Annotated in this window: 14 protein-coding genes; 2 read left to right on the top strand and 12 right to left on the bottom strand. The window is 65.5% G+C overall.

From position 1 onward, the window contains the following. Window positions 1-43: 43 nt before the first annotated feature. The 4 genes from MUO23_05185 to MUO23_05170 are packed head-to-tail and all read right to left on the bottom strand — an operon-like array spanning window position 44 to window position 5,285. Entirely contained in the window at window positions 44-1,789 is a 1,746-nt protein-coding gene (locus tag MUO23_05185; GenBank protein MCJ7512346.1) for a putative DNA binding domain-containing protein, read from the bottom strand. Then, window positions 1,786-2,163, bottom strand: a complete 378-nt coding sequence (locus MUO23_05180) for a response regulator (protein MCJ7512345.1) — start codon at window positions 2,161-2,163, stop codon at window positions 1,786-1,788. The genes MUO23_05185 and MUO23_05180 overlap by 4 nt, the downstream gene beginning before the upstream one ends. Then, a complete protein-coding gene (gene lon / locus MUO23_05175; protein ID MCJ7512344.1) occupies window positions 2,163-4,850 on the bottom strand; it encodes an endopeptidase La in 2,688 nt (895 codons plus the stop codon). Before lon ends, MUO23_05180 begins: the two co-directional genes overlap by 1 nt. A 6-nt stretch (window positions 4,851-4,856) precedes the next feature. Further along, window positions 4,857-5,285, bottom strand: coding sequence for an Hsp20/alpha crystallin family protein (locus MUO23_05170; GenBank protein MCJ7512343.1), 429 nt, complete (start codon window positions 5,283-5,285; stop codon window positions 4,857-4,859). Window positions 5,286-5,449: 164 nt separating this feature from the next. Here MUO23_05170 and MUO23_05165 point away from each other — a divergent pair, with 164 nt between their 5' ends. After that, window positions 5,450-5,896, top strand: a complete 447-nt coding sequence (locus MUO23_05165; protein MCJ7512342.1) for a cyclic nucleotide-binding domain-containing protein — start codon at window positions 5,450-5,452, stop codon at window positions 5,894-5,896. 4 nt (window positions 5,897-5,900) lie between these two features. Further along, the gene (locus MUO23_05160; GenBank protein ID MCJ7512341.1) at window positions 5,901-6,107 is read left to right on the top strand and encodes a hypothetical protein; all 207 of its coding nucleotides are present in this window, start codon (window positions 5,901-5,903) and stop codon (window positions 6,105-6,107) included. A 103-nt stretch (window positions 6,108-6,210) separates the two neighbouring features. Here MUO23_05160 and MUO23_05155 read toward each other — a convergent pair whose 3' ends face one another. From MUO23_05155 to MUO23_05120, 8 genes are all read right to left on the bottom strand, one after another. Beyond that, the gene (locus MUO23_05155) at window positions 6,211-6,960 is read right to left on the bottom strand and encodes an MBL fold metallo-hydrolase (protein MCJ7512340.1); all 750 of its coding nucleotides are present in this window, start codon (window positions 6,958-6,960) and stop codon (window positions 6,211-6,213) included. Window position 6,961: 1 nt separating this feature from the next. After that, window positions 6,962-8,407 (bottom strand): stage II sporulation protein M, encoded by a 1,446-nt coding sequence (locus MUO23_05150; GenBank protein MCJ7512339.1) that lies wholly within the window; start codon window positions 8,405-8,407, stop codon window positions 6,962-6,964. Beyond that, complete coding sequence (locus MUO23_05145; protein MCJ7512338.1) at window positions 8,404-9,354, bottom strand: ABC transporter ATP-binding protein; 951 nt, start codon at window positions 9,352-9,354, stop codon at window positions 8,404-8,406. Before MUO23_05145 ends, MUO23_05150 begins: the two co-directional genes overlap by 4 nt. A gap of 90 nt (window positions 9,355-9,444) precedes the next feature. Continuing rightward, window positions 9,445-10,257, bottom strand: a complete 813-nt coding sequence (lgt, locus tag MUO23_05140; GenBank protein MCJ7512337.1) for a prolipoprotein diacylglyceryl transferase — start codon at window positions 10,255-10,257, stop codon at window positions 9,445-9,447. Further along, a complete protein-coding gene (locus tag MUO23_05135; protein ID MCJ7512336.1) occupies window positions 10,247-10,882 on the bottom strand; it encodes a CDP-alcohol phosphatidyltransferase family protein in 636 nt (211 codons plus the stop codon). The genes lgt and MUO23_05135 overlap by 11 nt, the downstream gene beginning before the upstream one ends. A 95-nt stretch (window positions 10,883-10,977) precedes the next feature. Then, the gene (locus tag MUO23_05130) at window positions 10,978-13,152 is read right to left on the bottom strand and encodes a DNA translocase FtsK (protein MCJ7512335.1); all 2,175 of its coding nucleotides are present in this window, start codon (window positions 13,150-13,152) and stop codon (window positions 10,978-10,980) included. Window positions 13,153-13,243: 91 nt separating this feature from the next. Further along, complete coding sequence (locus MUO23_05125) at window positions 13,244-14,209, bottom strand: S1 RNA-binding domain-containing protein (GenBank protein ID MCJ7512334.1); 966 nt, start codon at window positions 14,207-14,209, stop codon at window positions 13,244-13,246. A 251-nt stretch (window positions 14,210-14,460) separates the two neighbouring features. Continuing rightward, window positions 14,461-16,216, bottom strand: a 1,756-nt coding sequence (locus MUO23_05120; protein ID MCJ7512333.1) for a hypothetical protein, incomplete at its 5' end; no start/stop codon positions are given.

The following is a 16,216-nucleotide window of genomic DNA, read 5'->3' as shown; positions in this document are numbered from 1 at the left end:
CCGAGGGTAGGGCCGGAGAGTATGCACCGGCGCTCGGCCCGGACTACTCAGCCTCAGCCCCGACAACCCGCTTCCACTCGCCGTGGATGCCGTCCTCGGTCACGCCGAAGTACAGGCGGACACCCTCTGGCGTGCGCTGAGCTAGGTCGAACCGGCGGCCTCTGCCCTTGCGCAGATCGCCCAGAACGCCAAGCTCCCCGGTCCACTGGATTTCGGATGAAACGTCTTCCGTCAGCTTCTGGAAACGGGTGATGGCGTAGTGCCAAAGGCGGCGGGCGGAAGCGATGGTCACGTTCTTGACCATGTTCGAGTTGCGCAGGTCGCGCATCGTATAGTAGCGCACCCCCTGACGTTCCTCGAAGCCAACAACTTCCACTCCGGTGCGGGGAGGGGTCACCTGAGCGCCCGTGTCCTGAGCCTGCTGGGCTTCTTCAGCCTCGGCCGGGGTCGCCGGCGCCGGGCCGCTGCCGCGCAGCACAAGCTGCACGATCTCATCCCGCACAGCCACCCCGGTGTCGACCTCCTCGCGCACGTACACCGTGTTGTCGTCGACGGCGTACGGTGACTCTGGACCTCTCGGGATGAGCACTCGCAGCACGGTCTTACCGAGCGTTTCCTGCAGATCGACCCCGCAGGTCAGGGGGGGCGTAATGCGTTTGGCGATCTCCTGCTCGATGATCTTGACTGCCTGCTTGGCGTTCTGCACGCCGACCGGGGGTTCGCGCGGATCGGCAGAGATCCCTACGTAGAGGGTGCCTCCGTTCGTATTGGCCAGCGCGCACACATCGGCGATGATTGCATACCGTTTGCCGCCCCGCGTCGACAGGCTCTCATGGAATGCCTGAACGATGCTCGGCCCTTCTTCCCGGGCTTGCTGAACGAAATCAAAGGCTTCATCCTCGGCCGCGCGGTGGGGACGGGTTCGAGCGAAGTCGTTGCCGTGAAACAGCTCGCGCAAGGCCTCGAAGCTGAGGTCGGAGATCAGGACCTCGGTCGAGCGGTCCCCCACCCCGAGGTTCTTCTTATTGTCAGGATCTGACCGCAGCCGGTGAGAGTCCGAGCCCTGGATGCAGTGCATCCGCCGCGGGTACTCCGGCTTGGTGCCCTGGAAGAACGCCGCCGACGAGCGTCGGCCGCCCTGTCCCAGGTCCGTCACTTCGAGGGAATGCAGATGAGGATCCTGGGTGTAGGCAATCTTGGTCTGGCCGCCGAAGGGGAAGCCGCGCATGGCCACCCCGTTCGTCGAGTTGGCGTGGGCCGCGATTACCAAACCCTCGGCCTCGTCGATCAGGCGGTAGCAGGTGAGCACGTCGCTGCTCGCACCGATCGTGGTCGATCCAACGTCGAGTTGGTCCGGCGGCACGTTGAGCTTCAGTAGCAGGTATTCGAGTTCGCGCACCGGTTTGTCCGGCGGAAACAGGGCCAGCACATGGAAACCGAAGGTCGCCGTAAACTCAAAGCCCGGAAGCACCAGCAGGCTCAAGAACAGCCCGCGGTACTCCTGCAGGCGCTCCTTCTCCGAAGGGGTCAGGCGGCCGAGTTTCTCGAGCAGCTCGAGATCCTCGATCTCCGACCGCATCTTCCGATATCCGGCAACCGTGTTGTGATCCGCGATCCCCAGGATGTCCAGCCCGCGGGCCTTTGCCCGCTTGAGCAGGTCTAGCATCGTGACCGTTGGCTCCTGGTAGTCGGCCGACGCCGAAGTATGTACATGCAGATCCATCACCCGCCATTGGCGGGAAGAAGCTGTGCTCTTCTTGCGTGGGTGGGAGGTTCTTCCTCGTGTCATCGCGTTGGGTTCTCATTGGTCTGATTGGTGATACGTCGCAGGACTTCGACCAGGGTATCGGGCGAGTACGGTTTTAGCAGAAACTCGTCCGCCCCCAGCCGACGGCATTCCTCAGACATCTCCATGCCCGAGGTCATGATCACCGGGATCCCCGCCGTATCCGGATCGGCCTTCAGGCTGCGCAGCAGCTGCAGCCCGTCCTTGCCGGAAAGGAATACATCCATCAGGATGGCATCCGGCCGCACGGCGCGGGCAGTGCCGACGAAGTCGACTCCCCCTGCACCGTCGATAGCGTCGAATCCATCCAGTTTGAGCAGCGAGTGCAGCAGGCCGACCATCGTCCGGTCGTCATCGACGAGCAGCACGCTGGGCATCAGGCCTTGCGCCCTCCGGAGGAGGTCTTGCGGCGGCTTGGGCCCCTTGGCCCCCGGGGGGGGGCTTTCACCGCAAGGGCCGGCCGCGGGGGCGCGACTGCATTTCGCTTGACCCCCCTGCCTGGCCTGCGGCCGGCGGTACGCTTCCGAGGGGTCGGAACGCGGGCTTCGAGGCTGGCATCCAGCACTTCGCCAACCGTATCGACGAGGGCGAAGTCCATTTGGCGCCGGATCTCCTCTGGCACGTCATCCAGATCGGCCTCGTTGCGCTTGGGCAAGATCACCTGCCGCAGCTCCGCCCGATGGGCTGCCAGGACCTTCTCTTTCACGCCTCCGATCGGAAGCACCTTCCCCCGCAGCGTGATCTCGCCGGTCATCCCGACATCCGACCGGACCGGTCGGCCGGTCGCCAGCGAGGCCAGCGCCACCGCCATGGTCACCCCGGCAGAAGGACCATCCTTGGGCTGGGCCCCGGCCGGGATATGCAGATGGATGTCGTGCGTCTTCCAGAACGAGTCCGCAATACCGATCGACTTGGATACCGAGCGCACGTAGGACATGGCGGCGCGCGCCGACTCCTGCATCACCTGGCCGAGTGAACCAGTGAGCTGGAAGTCCTTCCCGCCAGGCATAGCGGTGGCCTCGACGAACAGTACATCCCCGCCGGCTGGTGTCCACGCCAGGCCGGCAGCAACCCCCGGCAGCGAGGTCCGCTCGGCGAGCTCCTCCGTGCCGAAGAAGCGGGGCTTGCCGAGATGCGCGGCCAGCTGGTTGGCATCGACCGTGACCGAGACCGACTTGCCCTCGGCGACCTCGGTGGCCACCTTGCGCGCCACCCGCCCGATCGCGCGCTCGAGGTTGCGCACTCCCGCTTCCCGCGTGTACGACCGGATGATCGCTCCCAGCGCGGCATCGGTCAGACTGAGCTCGGGTGTCGCCAGTCCATTCTCGCGCAGCTGGCGCGGAACCAGGTAGCCGCGGGCGATGGCGATCTTCTCCCACTCGGTATAGCCCGAGATCTGGATGACCTCCATCCGGTCGAGCAGAGGCGCCGGGATCGTCTCCAGCCAGTTGGCAGTGGTGATAAACATCACCTGAGACAGGTCGAAGGCGACTTCCAGGTAGTGGTCACGGAACTCCCGATTCTGCTCGGGGTCGAGCACCTCCAGCAGCGCCGAGGCGGGATCCCCGCGGAAATCCTGGCCCAGCTTGTCGATCTCGTCCAGCATGAACACCGGGTTGCGCGATTCGATCCGGCGCAACGCCTGCAGGATCCTTCCCGGCAAGGCGCCGATGTAGGTCCGGCGGTGGCCGCGGATCTCCGCTTCGTCATGCACCCCGCCCAGCGATGCTCGGATGAACTTGCGGTTCATGGCTCGGGCAATCGAACGCCCGAGCGAGGTCTTGCCGACGCCGGGGGGCCCAACAAAGCACAGGATCACGCCCTCGCGCTCTCGGCGGATTTCGTCGGTCGAGGGCACCTCGTCCTGCGCCTTCCGTTCCTGCCGGAGTTTGCGGACGGCGAGGTACTCGAGAATGCGCTGCTTGACGTCCTGCAGGGCGTAGTGATCCGCATCCAGCACGGCGCGGGCATGGGCTAGCTCCAGGTTGTCCTGCGTGGTGGCGGCCCACGGCAGGGAGACCAGCCAATCCAGGTAGGTCCGGATCACCCCATACTCGGCGGCGGCCGTCGGCAGACGCGTCAGCCGATCGAGCTCACGCCGGGCCTGCTTCTCGGCCTCCTCCGGCATCCCGGCTGCGGCCAGCTTCTGCCGGAACTCCTCGGCCTCGGCAGCCTGCTCATCGCCCTCGCCCAGCTCGCGTTGGATCGCCTTCAACTGCTCGCGCAGGAAATACTCGCGCTGGACCTTCTCGATCTCCGTCCGCGCTTGCTGTTGGATCTGCTGCCCGAGCGAGAGCACCTCGACCTCCCGCCCAAGCAACGAATTCAGCCGCTTGAGCTTGGCGAGTGCCGAATCCTCCTCCAGGATAGCCTGGGCCTCAGCCAATTCCATCCGCTGATAGTTGGTAATGGTGTATGCAACGTGCAAAGGATCTTCCAGCATCAGGACGCTGCTGATGATCTCCCGCGGCAGCGCCGGCGCCAGCTCAGCGATCTTCTGAAACTGATCTTTTGCCGCCCGGACTTGCGCTTCCATTTCTAGCCCGGCCTCGACGGTCTCCGGCATCAGCGCCACGCGCGCCTTGAGGTACGGCTCGAGCGAAGTGAATTCCTCCAGCCGGAACCGCGTCAACCCATGGACGATCAGACGGATGGTCCCGTCCGGCGCCCGGAACAGGCGCTGAATCATTCCCACGGTGCCGTAGGTGTACAGATCGGCCGGACCGGGCTGGTCCAACTCGGGGTTCTTGGAAGCCACCAGGCCCAGCACCCGCGAGCTGCCGGCGACCTCATCGACCAGCTTGATCGATCGCGGCTGGCCGATCGTCAGCGGCACGGCAGTATGGGGATACACCACCAGGCCGCGCAGCGGAAGGATCGGGATCTCCTTGGGGATGTCCTCCGTCAGCAAGGCTTCGACGGGCGGCGCTTCGGGTTCGCCTTCATGCTGGACCGGGATGAAGGATGACTCAGACAGCGCTGCCCGCCAGGTGCGCAGGGGGTCGACCGCCGGCTCCACTGCGAGCGGTTCGCGTCCGGGGGCCGGCTGGGCGAGCTCAGGCATGCGCGGCTAGCCCGTGATCCTGACCGACTTGGGTGAGCTCTTGGGAAGCATAACCCGCAGGAATCCATCGGTGTACACGGCCTCGATCCGGGCGGCGTCGACGGGCGCGGGGATACCCACAGCGGTTTCAAACTCGCCATAGGCGATCTCCATCTGATGGTATGCCTTGGTGACGGCAGTGTCGCTGCGCGTGCCTCGGATCCACAGCAATCGGTTCTCCAGGTTCACCGCGAACTCGCCGCCCCGCATCCCGGCGACTTCCACCATCACTACATAGGCATCGTCGCGTTCAAAGACATCGGTCGGCGGCCTCCAGATATGAGCGCCGCGTCGGGCTTTCCACACGCCGCCTGATTCGCTGGGCAGGCGCCAAGAGTCATCCTCGGCCCCGTACAGCAATGCCGGTGCGTTCGTTCCAGGGTGTTGCTCGTTCATGGGGAAGCTTCGCAGCCTCTTGCGGGGAGCATGTACGATTTTACCACAGCCAGACCGAGGGACCAGGCCGGGAAGGCCCCGGTTGCCCGGCCGGTTTTCTCCGGTACAATCGAGAGGCAGGTTTCTTGCGCCCGTGCTTCAGCGTCCGCCATGAGGAGGTGGACATGGACCTCGTACCCCTGCTGCAGAAGGTTGAGCTGTTCGAAGGACTGACGCCGGACGAGCTCCAGGCGGTCGCCGGCCTGTGTGCCGAGCGCGTATGCCACTCCGGCGACACCATCACTCAGCAAGGCGAGCCGGGTGAGGAGATGTTCGTGATCTGCGAGGGCTGGGTTGAGGTGATCCCTAGCACCCCGGCCGGTGGAGCCAATCCGCGGGCGGTAGTCAATCTCGGGCGTGGGCAACTGATCGGCGAGATGACGCTTGTCGACTATGGTCCGCGCAGCGCCAGCGTGAAGGCCATCTCCGATCCAACGGTCCTTCAGGCGATCCACCGCGAGCAGTTCACGGAGCTCTGTGAGCAGGACTACCGCCTAGGCTACCTGGTCATGCGCAATATGGCGGCGGACCTGTCGTTCAAGCTCCGCCACCGCAACCTGACGGGCAGGTGAGGCCATGGCGCCGGTTTACAAGGTCAGCTACGTGGTCGCCGGCGAGGAGCATCCTGGCGCAATTCTGAATGCCGACCAGCCGCCGCGAGTCGGCGACCGGGTGACCCTGGGAAGGCGTCGCTTCGTCGTCTTGGAGGTGGTCGACCTGCTCCCGGCCCGAGGCGACTTCCGCTTTCTGCACGCCACGCTGCGGCCGTCGAACGCCGACTGACCGGACTCCGGACGGCTAGCGGCCGGAAAATGACTGCGCGGGGTTCGGCCTGCCTGACGACTCTGCCGAGGGCTACCGATCGCCCCGCCCGATCCCCTACTCGCTACAACTCGAAGGAAGCCAAGTCCTGTGCCAGGGCCACCTCTCCGGCGAACTCGGCACTGGCCTCTCGGCGAAGGGCGTCGCCCTCTCCAGGGGAGTAGTGGATCAGCAGCAGCGACCTTACCCCCGCCTCGCGGGCGATGGAGCCCGCCTGGGCGGCCGTCGAATGTCCGGCGCTAGCGCCCGAAGCCTCGTGGATCAGCAGGTCGGCCCCGCGGGCCAGTTCGACCACCATCTGACACGGCTCGGTATCGCAGGAGTAGGCGATCGACCGCCCGCTGACCTTGCCCTCGAAGCGCAGCCCGATGGTGGGAATCAGATGACGCACCGGGGAGGCGAGGATCCTCACCTCGTCGGTCTCGAGCAGCGGCATCCGCTCTCGCTCGGGAAGGCGATGGAACGCCACCGGGAAGAAATCCGGCCAGTTCTCCCAGTTGTATGAGGCCATCATGTCCTCCACCCGCTTCAAGCAGTGGTGCAGCCCGTAGATACGCAGGCCCTCACGTCGACCGCTCAGCCACATATTCATCAGCAGCAGGGGAATGCCGGCCACATGATCCGGGTGGAAGTGTGTCGCCACCAGATCGGTGACCGATTCGATGGCGATCCCGGCTTGGGGCAGGCGCACGGCGGGGGTGCCGACGCAGTCGACCAGCACCGTGCCCTGGTCCCCGACCACCGCCAGATGGGTGTTCTCATGCACTGGATCCGGGACCGCACTGGCTGTGCCCAGCAACACCAATCGCGCCATGCTAGGACCCTGTCAGCACGCGGATCGCAACCAGGGGCGTGACAAAGACTTCAAGTGCCGCGGCGATCGCCAGCAGCGGCAAGACCAGCCCAAGGCCGACGCGCGCCCACTCGCTCACCGCACGCAACCAGCTCTCTCCGAGTGAAGTGCCCTGCGGCAGGCTAACCCAGGCCAGCCCCAGGCGCAAGATAGCTGCGCCCGCCAGGATGACAGCCGGAATCTCCGCCAGGCCGTGGGGCGCCACCAGCCCGCCGATCAGGATCGGGGCATTCAGCCCGGCAATCGCCAGGTTGCCGGCGAAGTAGCCGATGATCCCTATCGGAGCCATCAGCAGCACGATGCCGGCGACTCCGAAGGTGAAGGCGCCCAGGAAGGAGGCGATCAGGATTGCCCGGACGTTGTTGGTGAATACCCAAGCCCAGCCCTGGCCGGTGAACAGGCCAAAGCTCTTCATGTCGAAGACGGCCCCCTCCGGCGCCTGCCCGAACGGCAGCGCCCCGAGCGGCAGCGTGAAGGTTGAAGCCAACCTGACACCGATCAAGAAGGCGAAGCCCATGGCGAGAGCCACGACCACTGCCGGCACTTTGAGCTTGGGCAGTGAGTGAGAGAACAATCCTCGGTACCAGCTCCAGGGTGTGCGAGCCCCGGCGTGGAATGACTCGCGCAGCACTCGGCCGGCCCAGCGCAGGTCCAGCAGGTCGATTTCCCGGCCCAGCAGTTCCTCACGGTTGAACAGGTGGATCCCGATGCGCGTCAGGAGTACGGCGCATACCACCAAGGCCAGCACGATCCCCCACAGCACGTCGTACCGCCCCCAGAACATCACCATGCTCTCCAGGATGATCAGCTGAGCGGCGGGGATGATGATGAAGGACGCCAGCAGATTGGCCGCCCGGACCGATGTGGTCTGCGAGGAAATTACTACCGCCGCGCCCACCATGACGAACGCCTGGGCTGTGGTCAGCAGCAGGATTTGCGCCAGCAGGCTCGGCGTCGGCACCCAGCCAACCTGCAGCCACAGGCCGACGAGGTAAACGCCAATCCCCAGGAAGGCCGCCGCCAGCGGGGGCACCAAGGCTGCCGTCATCTTTCCCAGGTACAGATCGTGGTTGGAGATGGGCGCCGCCAACAGCGGCTCGATGGACTGTCGTTCCCGTTCGCCGGCGAAGCTCTCCAGCGCGATCACTAGACAGAACGAGATCGGGAAGAACCCCACCACCAGCAGCAGGAAGGGGATCAAGCGTTCAGCCACCAGCGGCGCCCCGTAGCGCGTGACGAAGTTGACCGCCATGCGCGCCGTCAGGTTCATCAGCCACGGGAAGAAGATTGTCAGCAGCAGGATCGGCCCGAGCAGCCGCCAATCCCGCAGGAAGTCGCGCAGCTCACGCCGCGCGACCAGCCACGAGGCAGACGTGGCCCGAGCGCCGCCGCCCGCAATCGAGGTCATTCGCCAGCGCTTTCCGACGACGGCAGGCCGCCCATGACCTTCAGATACACCTCTTCCAGCGAGCGCGGCTGCTCTCCAAGTGACAACACCGAGGCGCCGGCCTGGGCCAGCGAGCGGAGGAGCGCAGGATTGTCCCGCACCGGGTCGTCGGTTTCATAGCGCAACCAGCGATCGCCGGAGTCGAGCAGGCGAACCTGCCGGGGAAGGACCCGTGCGTGGCCGTCGAGGGGCTGAGTCAGACGCAGCTCCATGACGGCGCAACCCAGGACACGCTCCTTCAGGTCCGTTGGTGTGCCTTGCTCGATCAACTGCCCGCGGCGGATGATGGCGATCCGGTCCGCCAGCATCTCGGCTTCCGCCAGATTGTGGGTCGAGACGACGACCGCCCGCTCCCCGCCGCGCAGGGCGCGAATCGCATCCCGCACCAGTCGGGCGCTGGCCGGATCCATGGCCGAGGTGGGTTCATCCAACAGGAGGACGCGGGGATCGTGCAGCAGGGCCCGGGCCAGGGCCAGCTTCTGCCGCATTCCTTTGGAGAACTCCCCCAGGCGCCGGCTGCGGCTGTCTTCGAGATCCAGCCTCGACAACAGCTCCGAGGCGCGGCTGGCGATCTCGCTCTCCGTCAGGCCGTAGGCACGCCCGAAGAAAGCCAGGTATTCCTCGGCCCGCATGCGGGTGTACAGCCCATGGTGCTCGGTCAGCAGGCCGACCGAGCGCCGCACTTGATCCGGCTGCGTGACGGTGTCGAAACCGTTGACGGCGGCGCGGCCGCTGCTGGGCGTGAGGATCGAGGCCACCATCCGAAGGGTCGTGGTCTTGCCGGCGCCGTTCGGGCCCAACAGCGCCATCACCTCACCGGCCTCGACGCGGAAGCTGACATCATCGACCGCTATCAGGCTACCGAATCGTTTGCTCAGCCCGTCGCACTCGATTAGGACTTGTGCCATCGAGTGGATTCTAGCACCCGCCCGGAGGGGGCAACAATCCGACAACGCTCCCAGGGCAAGGCCCTGCCCAAAACCCGCCCCGGCCGGGGGTCAGGCTGCGACAGGCTTGCGGCGGTGGCGGAAAAGCAGTGCCGCGGCACTGGTGAGGGCGACTCCCAACATGAAGGCCTGGTTGAAGTTCAGGCCGAACGCCGGAGAAATGTCCAGACGGATGTACTCGAGCAGGAACCGCGCCATCGGGTAAGTGATCAGGTACACCAGGAAGAGATCTCCGGGGAGAAGTTTCCCGGCGTACTTCTTGTCGAGGAAGTACAAGAAGGCTGCGTTGGCGAAGTTGAACAGGGCCTCATAAAGGAACAGCGGATGGAAGCGCTCAAAGGCTTCATAGCCCGGCAGCCGGTTCTCGGGGCGGATGGGGATCGCCCAGGGCAGGTCACTCGGGGGACCGTACAGCTCCTGGTTCACGTAGTTGCCGAAGCGGCCGATCCCCTGCGCCAGGGCCAGGCCGGGAGAGGCCACATCGAGCATCATCGCCAGCGACAGCTTGCGGCGGTGGGCGAAGATCGCCAGGCCGGCGATCCCGCCGATCACAGCGCCCGGGATCCCCAGGCCGCCCTGGCGCGTATCCAGGAGATCGAGAGGATGAGTCAAGTAGTAGGCAGTCGTGATCCCGGCCTCGATCTGCGACTGGGATGGCGTGAAGACGTGCCACAGCCGGGCGCCGATGATGCCGAAGATCAACGCCCAAATCAACCCATCCCAGGCCAGAGACGAGTCATAGCCTCTCCGTCGGAGCAGGCGGCCAGCGAGATAGGTCGCTGCCAAGGCCCCCAGCATGATGATGAGGCCGTAGAACCGAAAGTAGAGCGGGCCGAGGTGGATGCCGTACGGATCAACGTACATGTTCTGCCCCTGGGGTTCCGGCGGCCTGGCGGCGGACGGCGTAGATCCGCTGTACCGCTGTCACATTGGCCAGCAAGGCGATGATCGCAATGCCGATGTGGGCGATGCCCAGGATCATGGCCGGGCACAGGATCAGGTAGCGCTCCAGACGAGACAGCAGCCCGCCACGGGCGTCAAACTCCACTGCCTCGGCCCGCGCCCGGATGTAGGACACCAGCAATGAGCCGGCGGCTGCCAGGAACACAACCAGAGTCATCATTCGATCTCCGAGGCCGGTGTAGTAGACCAACAAGGCGAAGTACACCACCAACTCGGAGTAGCGATCCGTGACCGAGTCGACAAAGGCGCCAAAGCGCGATTTGACCCCGCGCTGCCTGGCCATCGACCCGTCAATGGCGTCAATCGGGGCCATCAGCAGGATCACCAGCCCGCCCAGCCGGATCTGACCGATGGCCACCAGGCAGGCGCCCACGATCGTGCCGACGAAGCCAAACAGGGAGACCGTGTTCGGATGAACCCCGTGGCGATTAAGGAATGCGGCGGTGGGATCCAAGAACCACTTGAACCACTTGCGAAAGCGGTCGGACAGGGATAGACGGGGTCGAACAGCCTCATTGACTTGCATCGAGAACTCCTCCGGAATGCCTCCGGCAATCGTAACGGCCGAGGCGGGAAGCGTCAAGGCATGCTATCCGAGACGGACCACAGGCGCCGCCTCCCTCAGGCCTCGCCCTCCTCCTCGCCTGCGTCGTTGAGCAGGACCTCGCGCGTGCGCCCGCCGGCTTGAACTCGTCCGACGAGCCCCATCTCCTCCAGCTCGTCCATTAACCGAGCGGCGCGGGGATATCCGATCCGCAGACGGCGTTGAAGCATCGAAGCGCTAGCCTGGCCGGACTGGCGCACAACCTCAATTGCCCGCTCGAGCACGTCATCCGCATCTTCCTTACTGCCGCGCAGGGTCAGCCCTTCCTCCCAGGGCGCGATCGCCGCCGGACCCTGGGAGTCGTCCTCCCGTCCAGTGCGCCAGGCGTCCACCACCTTCTCGATCTCCTTGTCGCTGACGTAGGCACCCTGCAGCCGCACCGGCGCCGAGGCCTCCGCCGAGAGGAAGAGCATATCCCCCTTGCCCAGCAGGCTCTCTGCCCCCTGGGTGTCGAGGATCACGCGCGAATCGACCCCGGAGGCTACAGCAAAGGAGATTCGAGCCGGGAAGTTGGCCTTGATTAGCCCGGTGACAATATCGGTGCTGGGCCGCTGCGTGGCGACCACCAAATGGATCCCGACCGCCCGCGCCATCTGTGCCAGCCGCACGAGCGTGCGCTCGGTCTGATCCGGCGCCATCATCATCAGATCGGCAAGCTCATCCACCAGGACAACGATCCGGGGCAGCGGCTCACCTTCCGTGCGCCGGCGCATCTTCTGATTGTAGGACTCGATCTCTCGGGCCTTCGCTTCCTCCAGCAGGCGGTAGCGCCGGTCCATCTCCATCGTGCACCAGCGCAGCACTCCGGTGATCCGCTCCAGGTCAGTCTCCACCTTCCCCATCAGATGCGGCAGGCCGTTGAAGCGCACCAGCTCAACCATCTTCGGATCGATCATCACCAGCCGCAGCTCCTCGGGTGCATTGGTCATCACCAGACAAACAGTGAGAGCAGTGATGCACACCGATTTGCCGGAGCCCGTCGTCCCGGCGATCAACAGGTGCGGCATCGCCGCCAGATCGGCGACGATTGCCTGGCCCGCCACATCCCGCCCCAAGGCAATCGCCAGGGAGGACGGCACGGACTGAAAGGCCTCACTGCGCAGGAGCGGGCCCAGCCGCACCATGGCCGCCCGCCGGTTTGGGACTTCGATCCCGACATAGGCTTGTCCCGGGACCGGGGCCTCGATCCGTACGGTCGGTGCCGAGAGCGCCAGAGCCAGGTCATCCGCCAGGGACGAGATCTGCGACACCCGGACCTTCTGGCGCTTGCTCTCGCCATCTGGGGCGACATGCTCCGTGAACCCCGGCTCGACGGCGAACTGCGTGACGGCGGGGCCGGCGCGGAAGTCCAGAACCTTTGCCGGCAGCCCGAAGTCCGCCAGTGTCTTTTCGATCAGGCCTGCCGTCTGATTGACCTCCTTGGCGGTCACCCTGGGCGGTTCATCCATCTCCAGCAGTTCCAGCGATGGGAGCGTCTTGTCGCGGCGAACCGACTTGGCCGGTCTTTCCGCATGGATTGGCTCGACCCTAAAGGACTTGCGGAATTCCGACGGCAGGCGGGCCGCCTTGGGGGACACGGGGGAGGCAGATGGGGCGCCGCCAGGAGCTGCCTGGGTGATTGCGGCTGTCTCGGCGCCAGAGGCCAGCCGGGCGTGTGGGCGTGGGCGTTCGGCGTGGCGGCGACGGTCGCGGAGCAAGTAGACGCCGGCCAGGACAAGGATTGCCAGAAGGAGCGCTGCACCCACGATTCTGCCGAAGGAGTCGGTCAGCAACCTTGCCAGGCCCCAGCCAATCAAGCCCCCGCCCCCGCCAGCCTCGGCCTGGGTCAGGGACAGCCCGTCGGCCAACGCCAGCAGACCGAGCACCCCGATCACGGCGAGCTCGATGGCAATCACCCGCCGCCACGGGATGTCGGGAGGCCGGTCGAGAGCGCGCAGCCACAAGGCACCCGCCCCCAACCCGAGCAGAACCGGCAGGCTCCATGCCCCCCAACCCAACCATCGCCTGAGTTCGACGGAGAGGGCATCGATCACAACGCCGTGGCTCAACCCCAGCAGCCCCAGCAGAACCAACAAGGCCACGACGGTCGCCGCCAGGGCCAACAGCTCATCCAACCAGGAGCGCAGCCGCTCGACCAACTCGGAGCGACTCGTGGACGGCGGCGAGGAGCGCGGGGCTCGGCGCAGGTTCATGGCAATCAGCGCTGCCTCAGACGGTGTCCCTGGGACAAAGAAAGACCGGGCGCGGTCAACAGGCGCCCGGCAGCTTCAAGGCACCCGCAGGCTACGGCGCCGAAAGCGTTTGCCATTCGTGCTCCGACACCGGTTCCTCCGAGACGGCCGCGCAAGGAGGCGCCTGGCGAAGGCTCAACCCGAGTCTGCGCTCGGCGGCATCGACGTGGATAATCCGCGCCCGCACCCGGTCCCCCTCTCCAAGCGTGCCGCACTGGGACTTCTCGATTCCCTCCCCGATCTCAGAGGAATGGAGCAGTCCCTCCAGCCCCTCCTCAATCGCCACGAAGGCCCCGAAGCGGACGATGTTGGTGACCGTGCCCTCGACCACGTCTCCGACGTGGTAGCGCGCCTCTACCGTCTGCCATGGGTCTGGAAGCATCTCCTTCAAGCTCAGCGCCACCCTTCCTTGGTCGCGGTCGATCGAGATCACCTTGACTTCAAGCGTCTGCCCGCAGCGGACAACGTCCGCAGGATGGCTCACTCGCCCCCAGGAGAGCTCCGACACATGGATCAGCCCTTCGAGTCCGCCCAGGTCCAGGAAGACCCCGAAGCGCGTGACATTGGTGACGACCCCCTGCGTCCGTGCCCCGACCTCCAGCGTGGCGAGAAGCTGGTTTCTCTGCCCGGGAGCTGCTTGAGCCGCACGTTCCGAGAACACGAGACGGCCGCGCTCCGGATCATATTCGATAACCTTGACCGAGATCGACTTGCCGGCATAGCGCGCGAGCAAGGTTGTCCGCTGCGCCTCCTCAGTCGAGGGCTCTATTTCCACCAGATGAGAAACCGGCACAAATCCACGCAACGAGCGGGCTTCGATCAGAAGCCCGCCACGGTTGCATCCCAGCACGACCAGGCTAGCAATGGCGTCGGTCTCATACAGCTGGCGTGCCCAGGCCCAGTCCGCCTGGCAGAGGGGTTGCCCTACCCGGTCTTCGTCTCTGCCTGCCATTCGTTTCAGCGGGGGGGCGTTGTGTTCATCATCGCTGAGCAAGGACGCCCACCAGGCATCGTCCATCGGAGGCGGAGCGCCTCCGCAGTCTTCCCATTTCCCCACGACCGACCCCATCATTCGCCTCGCGCCATCAGTCTCGTGTGGAACCCAGACCCCCACCGCAATCCAGTAGGATACCGGAATTGCCCCATTCCGCAACTCAGGACGCCGGGGCCAGGCCGGGCCGTCCTTCGCCCAATCCCGGAGTCGGTGCGCCGGCAGCATCAAGCACTCGCAGGCTGGCGCCACAAGTCTGGCCCTCGCCGCATGTTCCGTCAGCGCGGCGCCGGCCTCCGACCATTGGATTGGAGTGCCTCCCGCTCCATATCGTTGATGGCGCGAGCGACGGCTTCGATGGCCACCCGCTGCTTGCGATAAAGATCGGCCTCCGACATCGCCAGTCGCATCGCAATGTCCCGGACCTTTCTGCCTTCAAGGAACTTCATCTCCAGGATGTTGTACAACATCCACTCGGCAGTGAAGCGCCGCTCCCCTTCCGGGCGGACGCGTTCGATTCCACGCCGCAGGATCTCGCGCAGCCCATTGACTGGGTTCCCACCCTGGTCATCAATCGCCTCGCGCACGACGATCAGCCGCAGCAGTGGACTGGAGGTCAGCCTTGGGCCTCCCCAGTAGTGGCTGAGGGCATCCCGCACCAACGCCGCCAAGTCCGCCTGGCCGCTGCCAAGATCGGGTTCCTCTCCAAACACCTGAACGCCGTTGTAGCGGGCCGCAGCCCGCAGACGCTGAATCTGGTCGACTTGAACAACCAGGCGGTCTACCGCCTGGAAGACCTCGCGCTGCAGCAGCCGGTCGGTCAGGGCGACCACCGCCCGATCCGCCAGCATCCGCAGCAGTTCAGCCTGCTCCTCCGCCATCGATTCCGGCGCCTCGGGAGTGCACAGGCCCATTAGCCCGATCAGCTCTGCAGTCTCGTGGGCGTTCAGCGGGATCAACCAGTACCTGCCCCACACGAACACACTCCCCAGCGGTTCGACCTGGCGGCGATTCTCGGACACCATCATCGCCGGCAGGTCCTCCTCACCGTGCAGCGGGTCATCGGGGCCGACGCTGACCTCAAGCTCGAGGCCTTGCTGGCCGATCACGGCCACGAACGACGACGAGGCGCCGCTGACGTCACAGGCCGCATTCAAGACCGATTCCAAGAACTGCTGCAGGTCCCCACTCGTCAGAAGCCGCTGCTCCAGGATCTGCAGGCGTTCGATATCCCGCCGGTCCTCCCCGTAGAAGAGGGTACGCTCCAGCGAGGGGCGGACCAGGGTGATGATCCACTGCAGGATGAGCAGCGTCGATACCATCGCAAATGGAACCACCCGGCTGTTCTCCAGACCGAAGAACACGGCTGCCCGGTTGACTGTGACCGTAACCGCCAGCACACTCGAGGCCACCACCGGCCCGCGCAGGATCCATTGGAACAGGCGGCTCTTGACGACCCGGTCCGGGACGCTGACGCCGAAGTAAGCGACGACATACGCGATGAGGACCATGGAGACGGCGACCGCCACATTCAGCGCTGCGTTCAGGCTCCAGAAGATCACCGGCTGCTGCAGCATCGGCAGCAGCCCGAAGCTGACGAGCGGCAAGGCGCCCAGCATCGGAGGGATGCTGCCTGCCATCAAGTACCCCATCCGCCGCCGGCTGGCGCTGGTCAGGCAGCGGCGGTACGCCCGCCACAGGTTCAGCCCCGTCAGTCCGAGGGTGACTGCCAAGAAGGCGGCAAATACCCAGATCCCTGGGCCGGTGCTCAGGAAGATGGCGCCTTCGTCGGCGATCGTCAATTCGTCGACGAGCGTGTCTCCAATCCCGACCAACAGCACGAAAACCATGCTGAACCCATAACCCAGGCGGACGGCCAGACGGCGCCTGCCCCGGGACCGGCGGCCGGTGGCCTCCAACAGCGTATCGCTCAGGTGAAGGTAGCTGGCCGGCAGCACACACAGGCCCAGCCATCCAATGCGCAGCCAGGCCTCGACCTCCTGCGGATTGGCGGTCAGCCCGGCCATGACATCT

This window comes from Anaerolineales bacterium, assembly GCA_022866145.1.
Classification (GTDB): Bacteria; Chloroflexota; Anaerolineae; order Anaerolineales; family E44-bin32; genus PFL42.
Note: the sequence above shows the minus strand (reverse complement) of the source record. Positions and strands in the feature narration are given on the sequence as shown.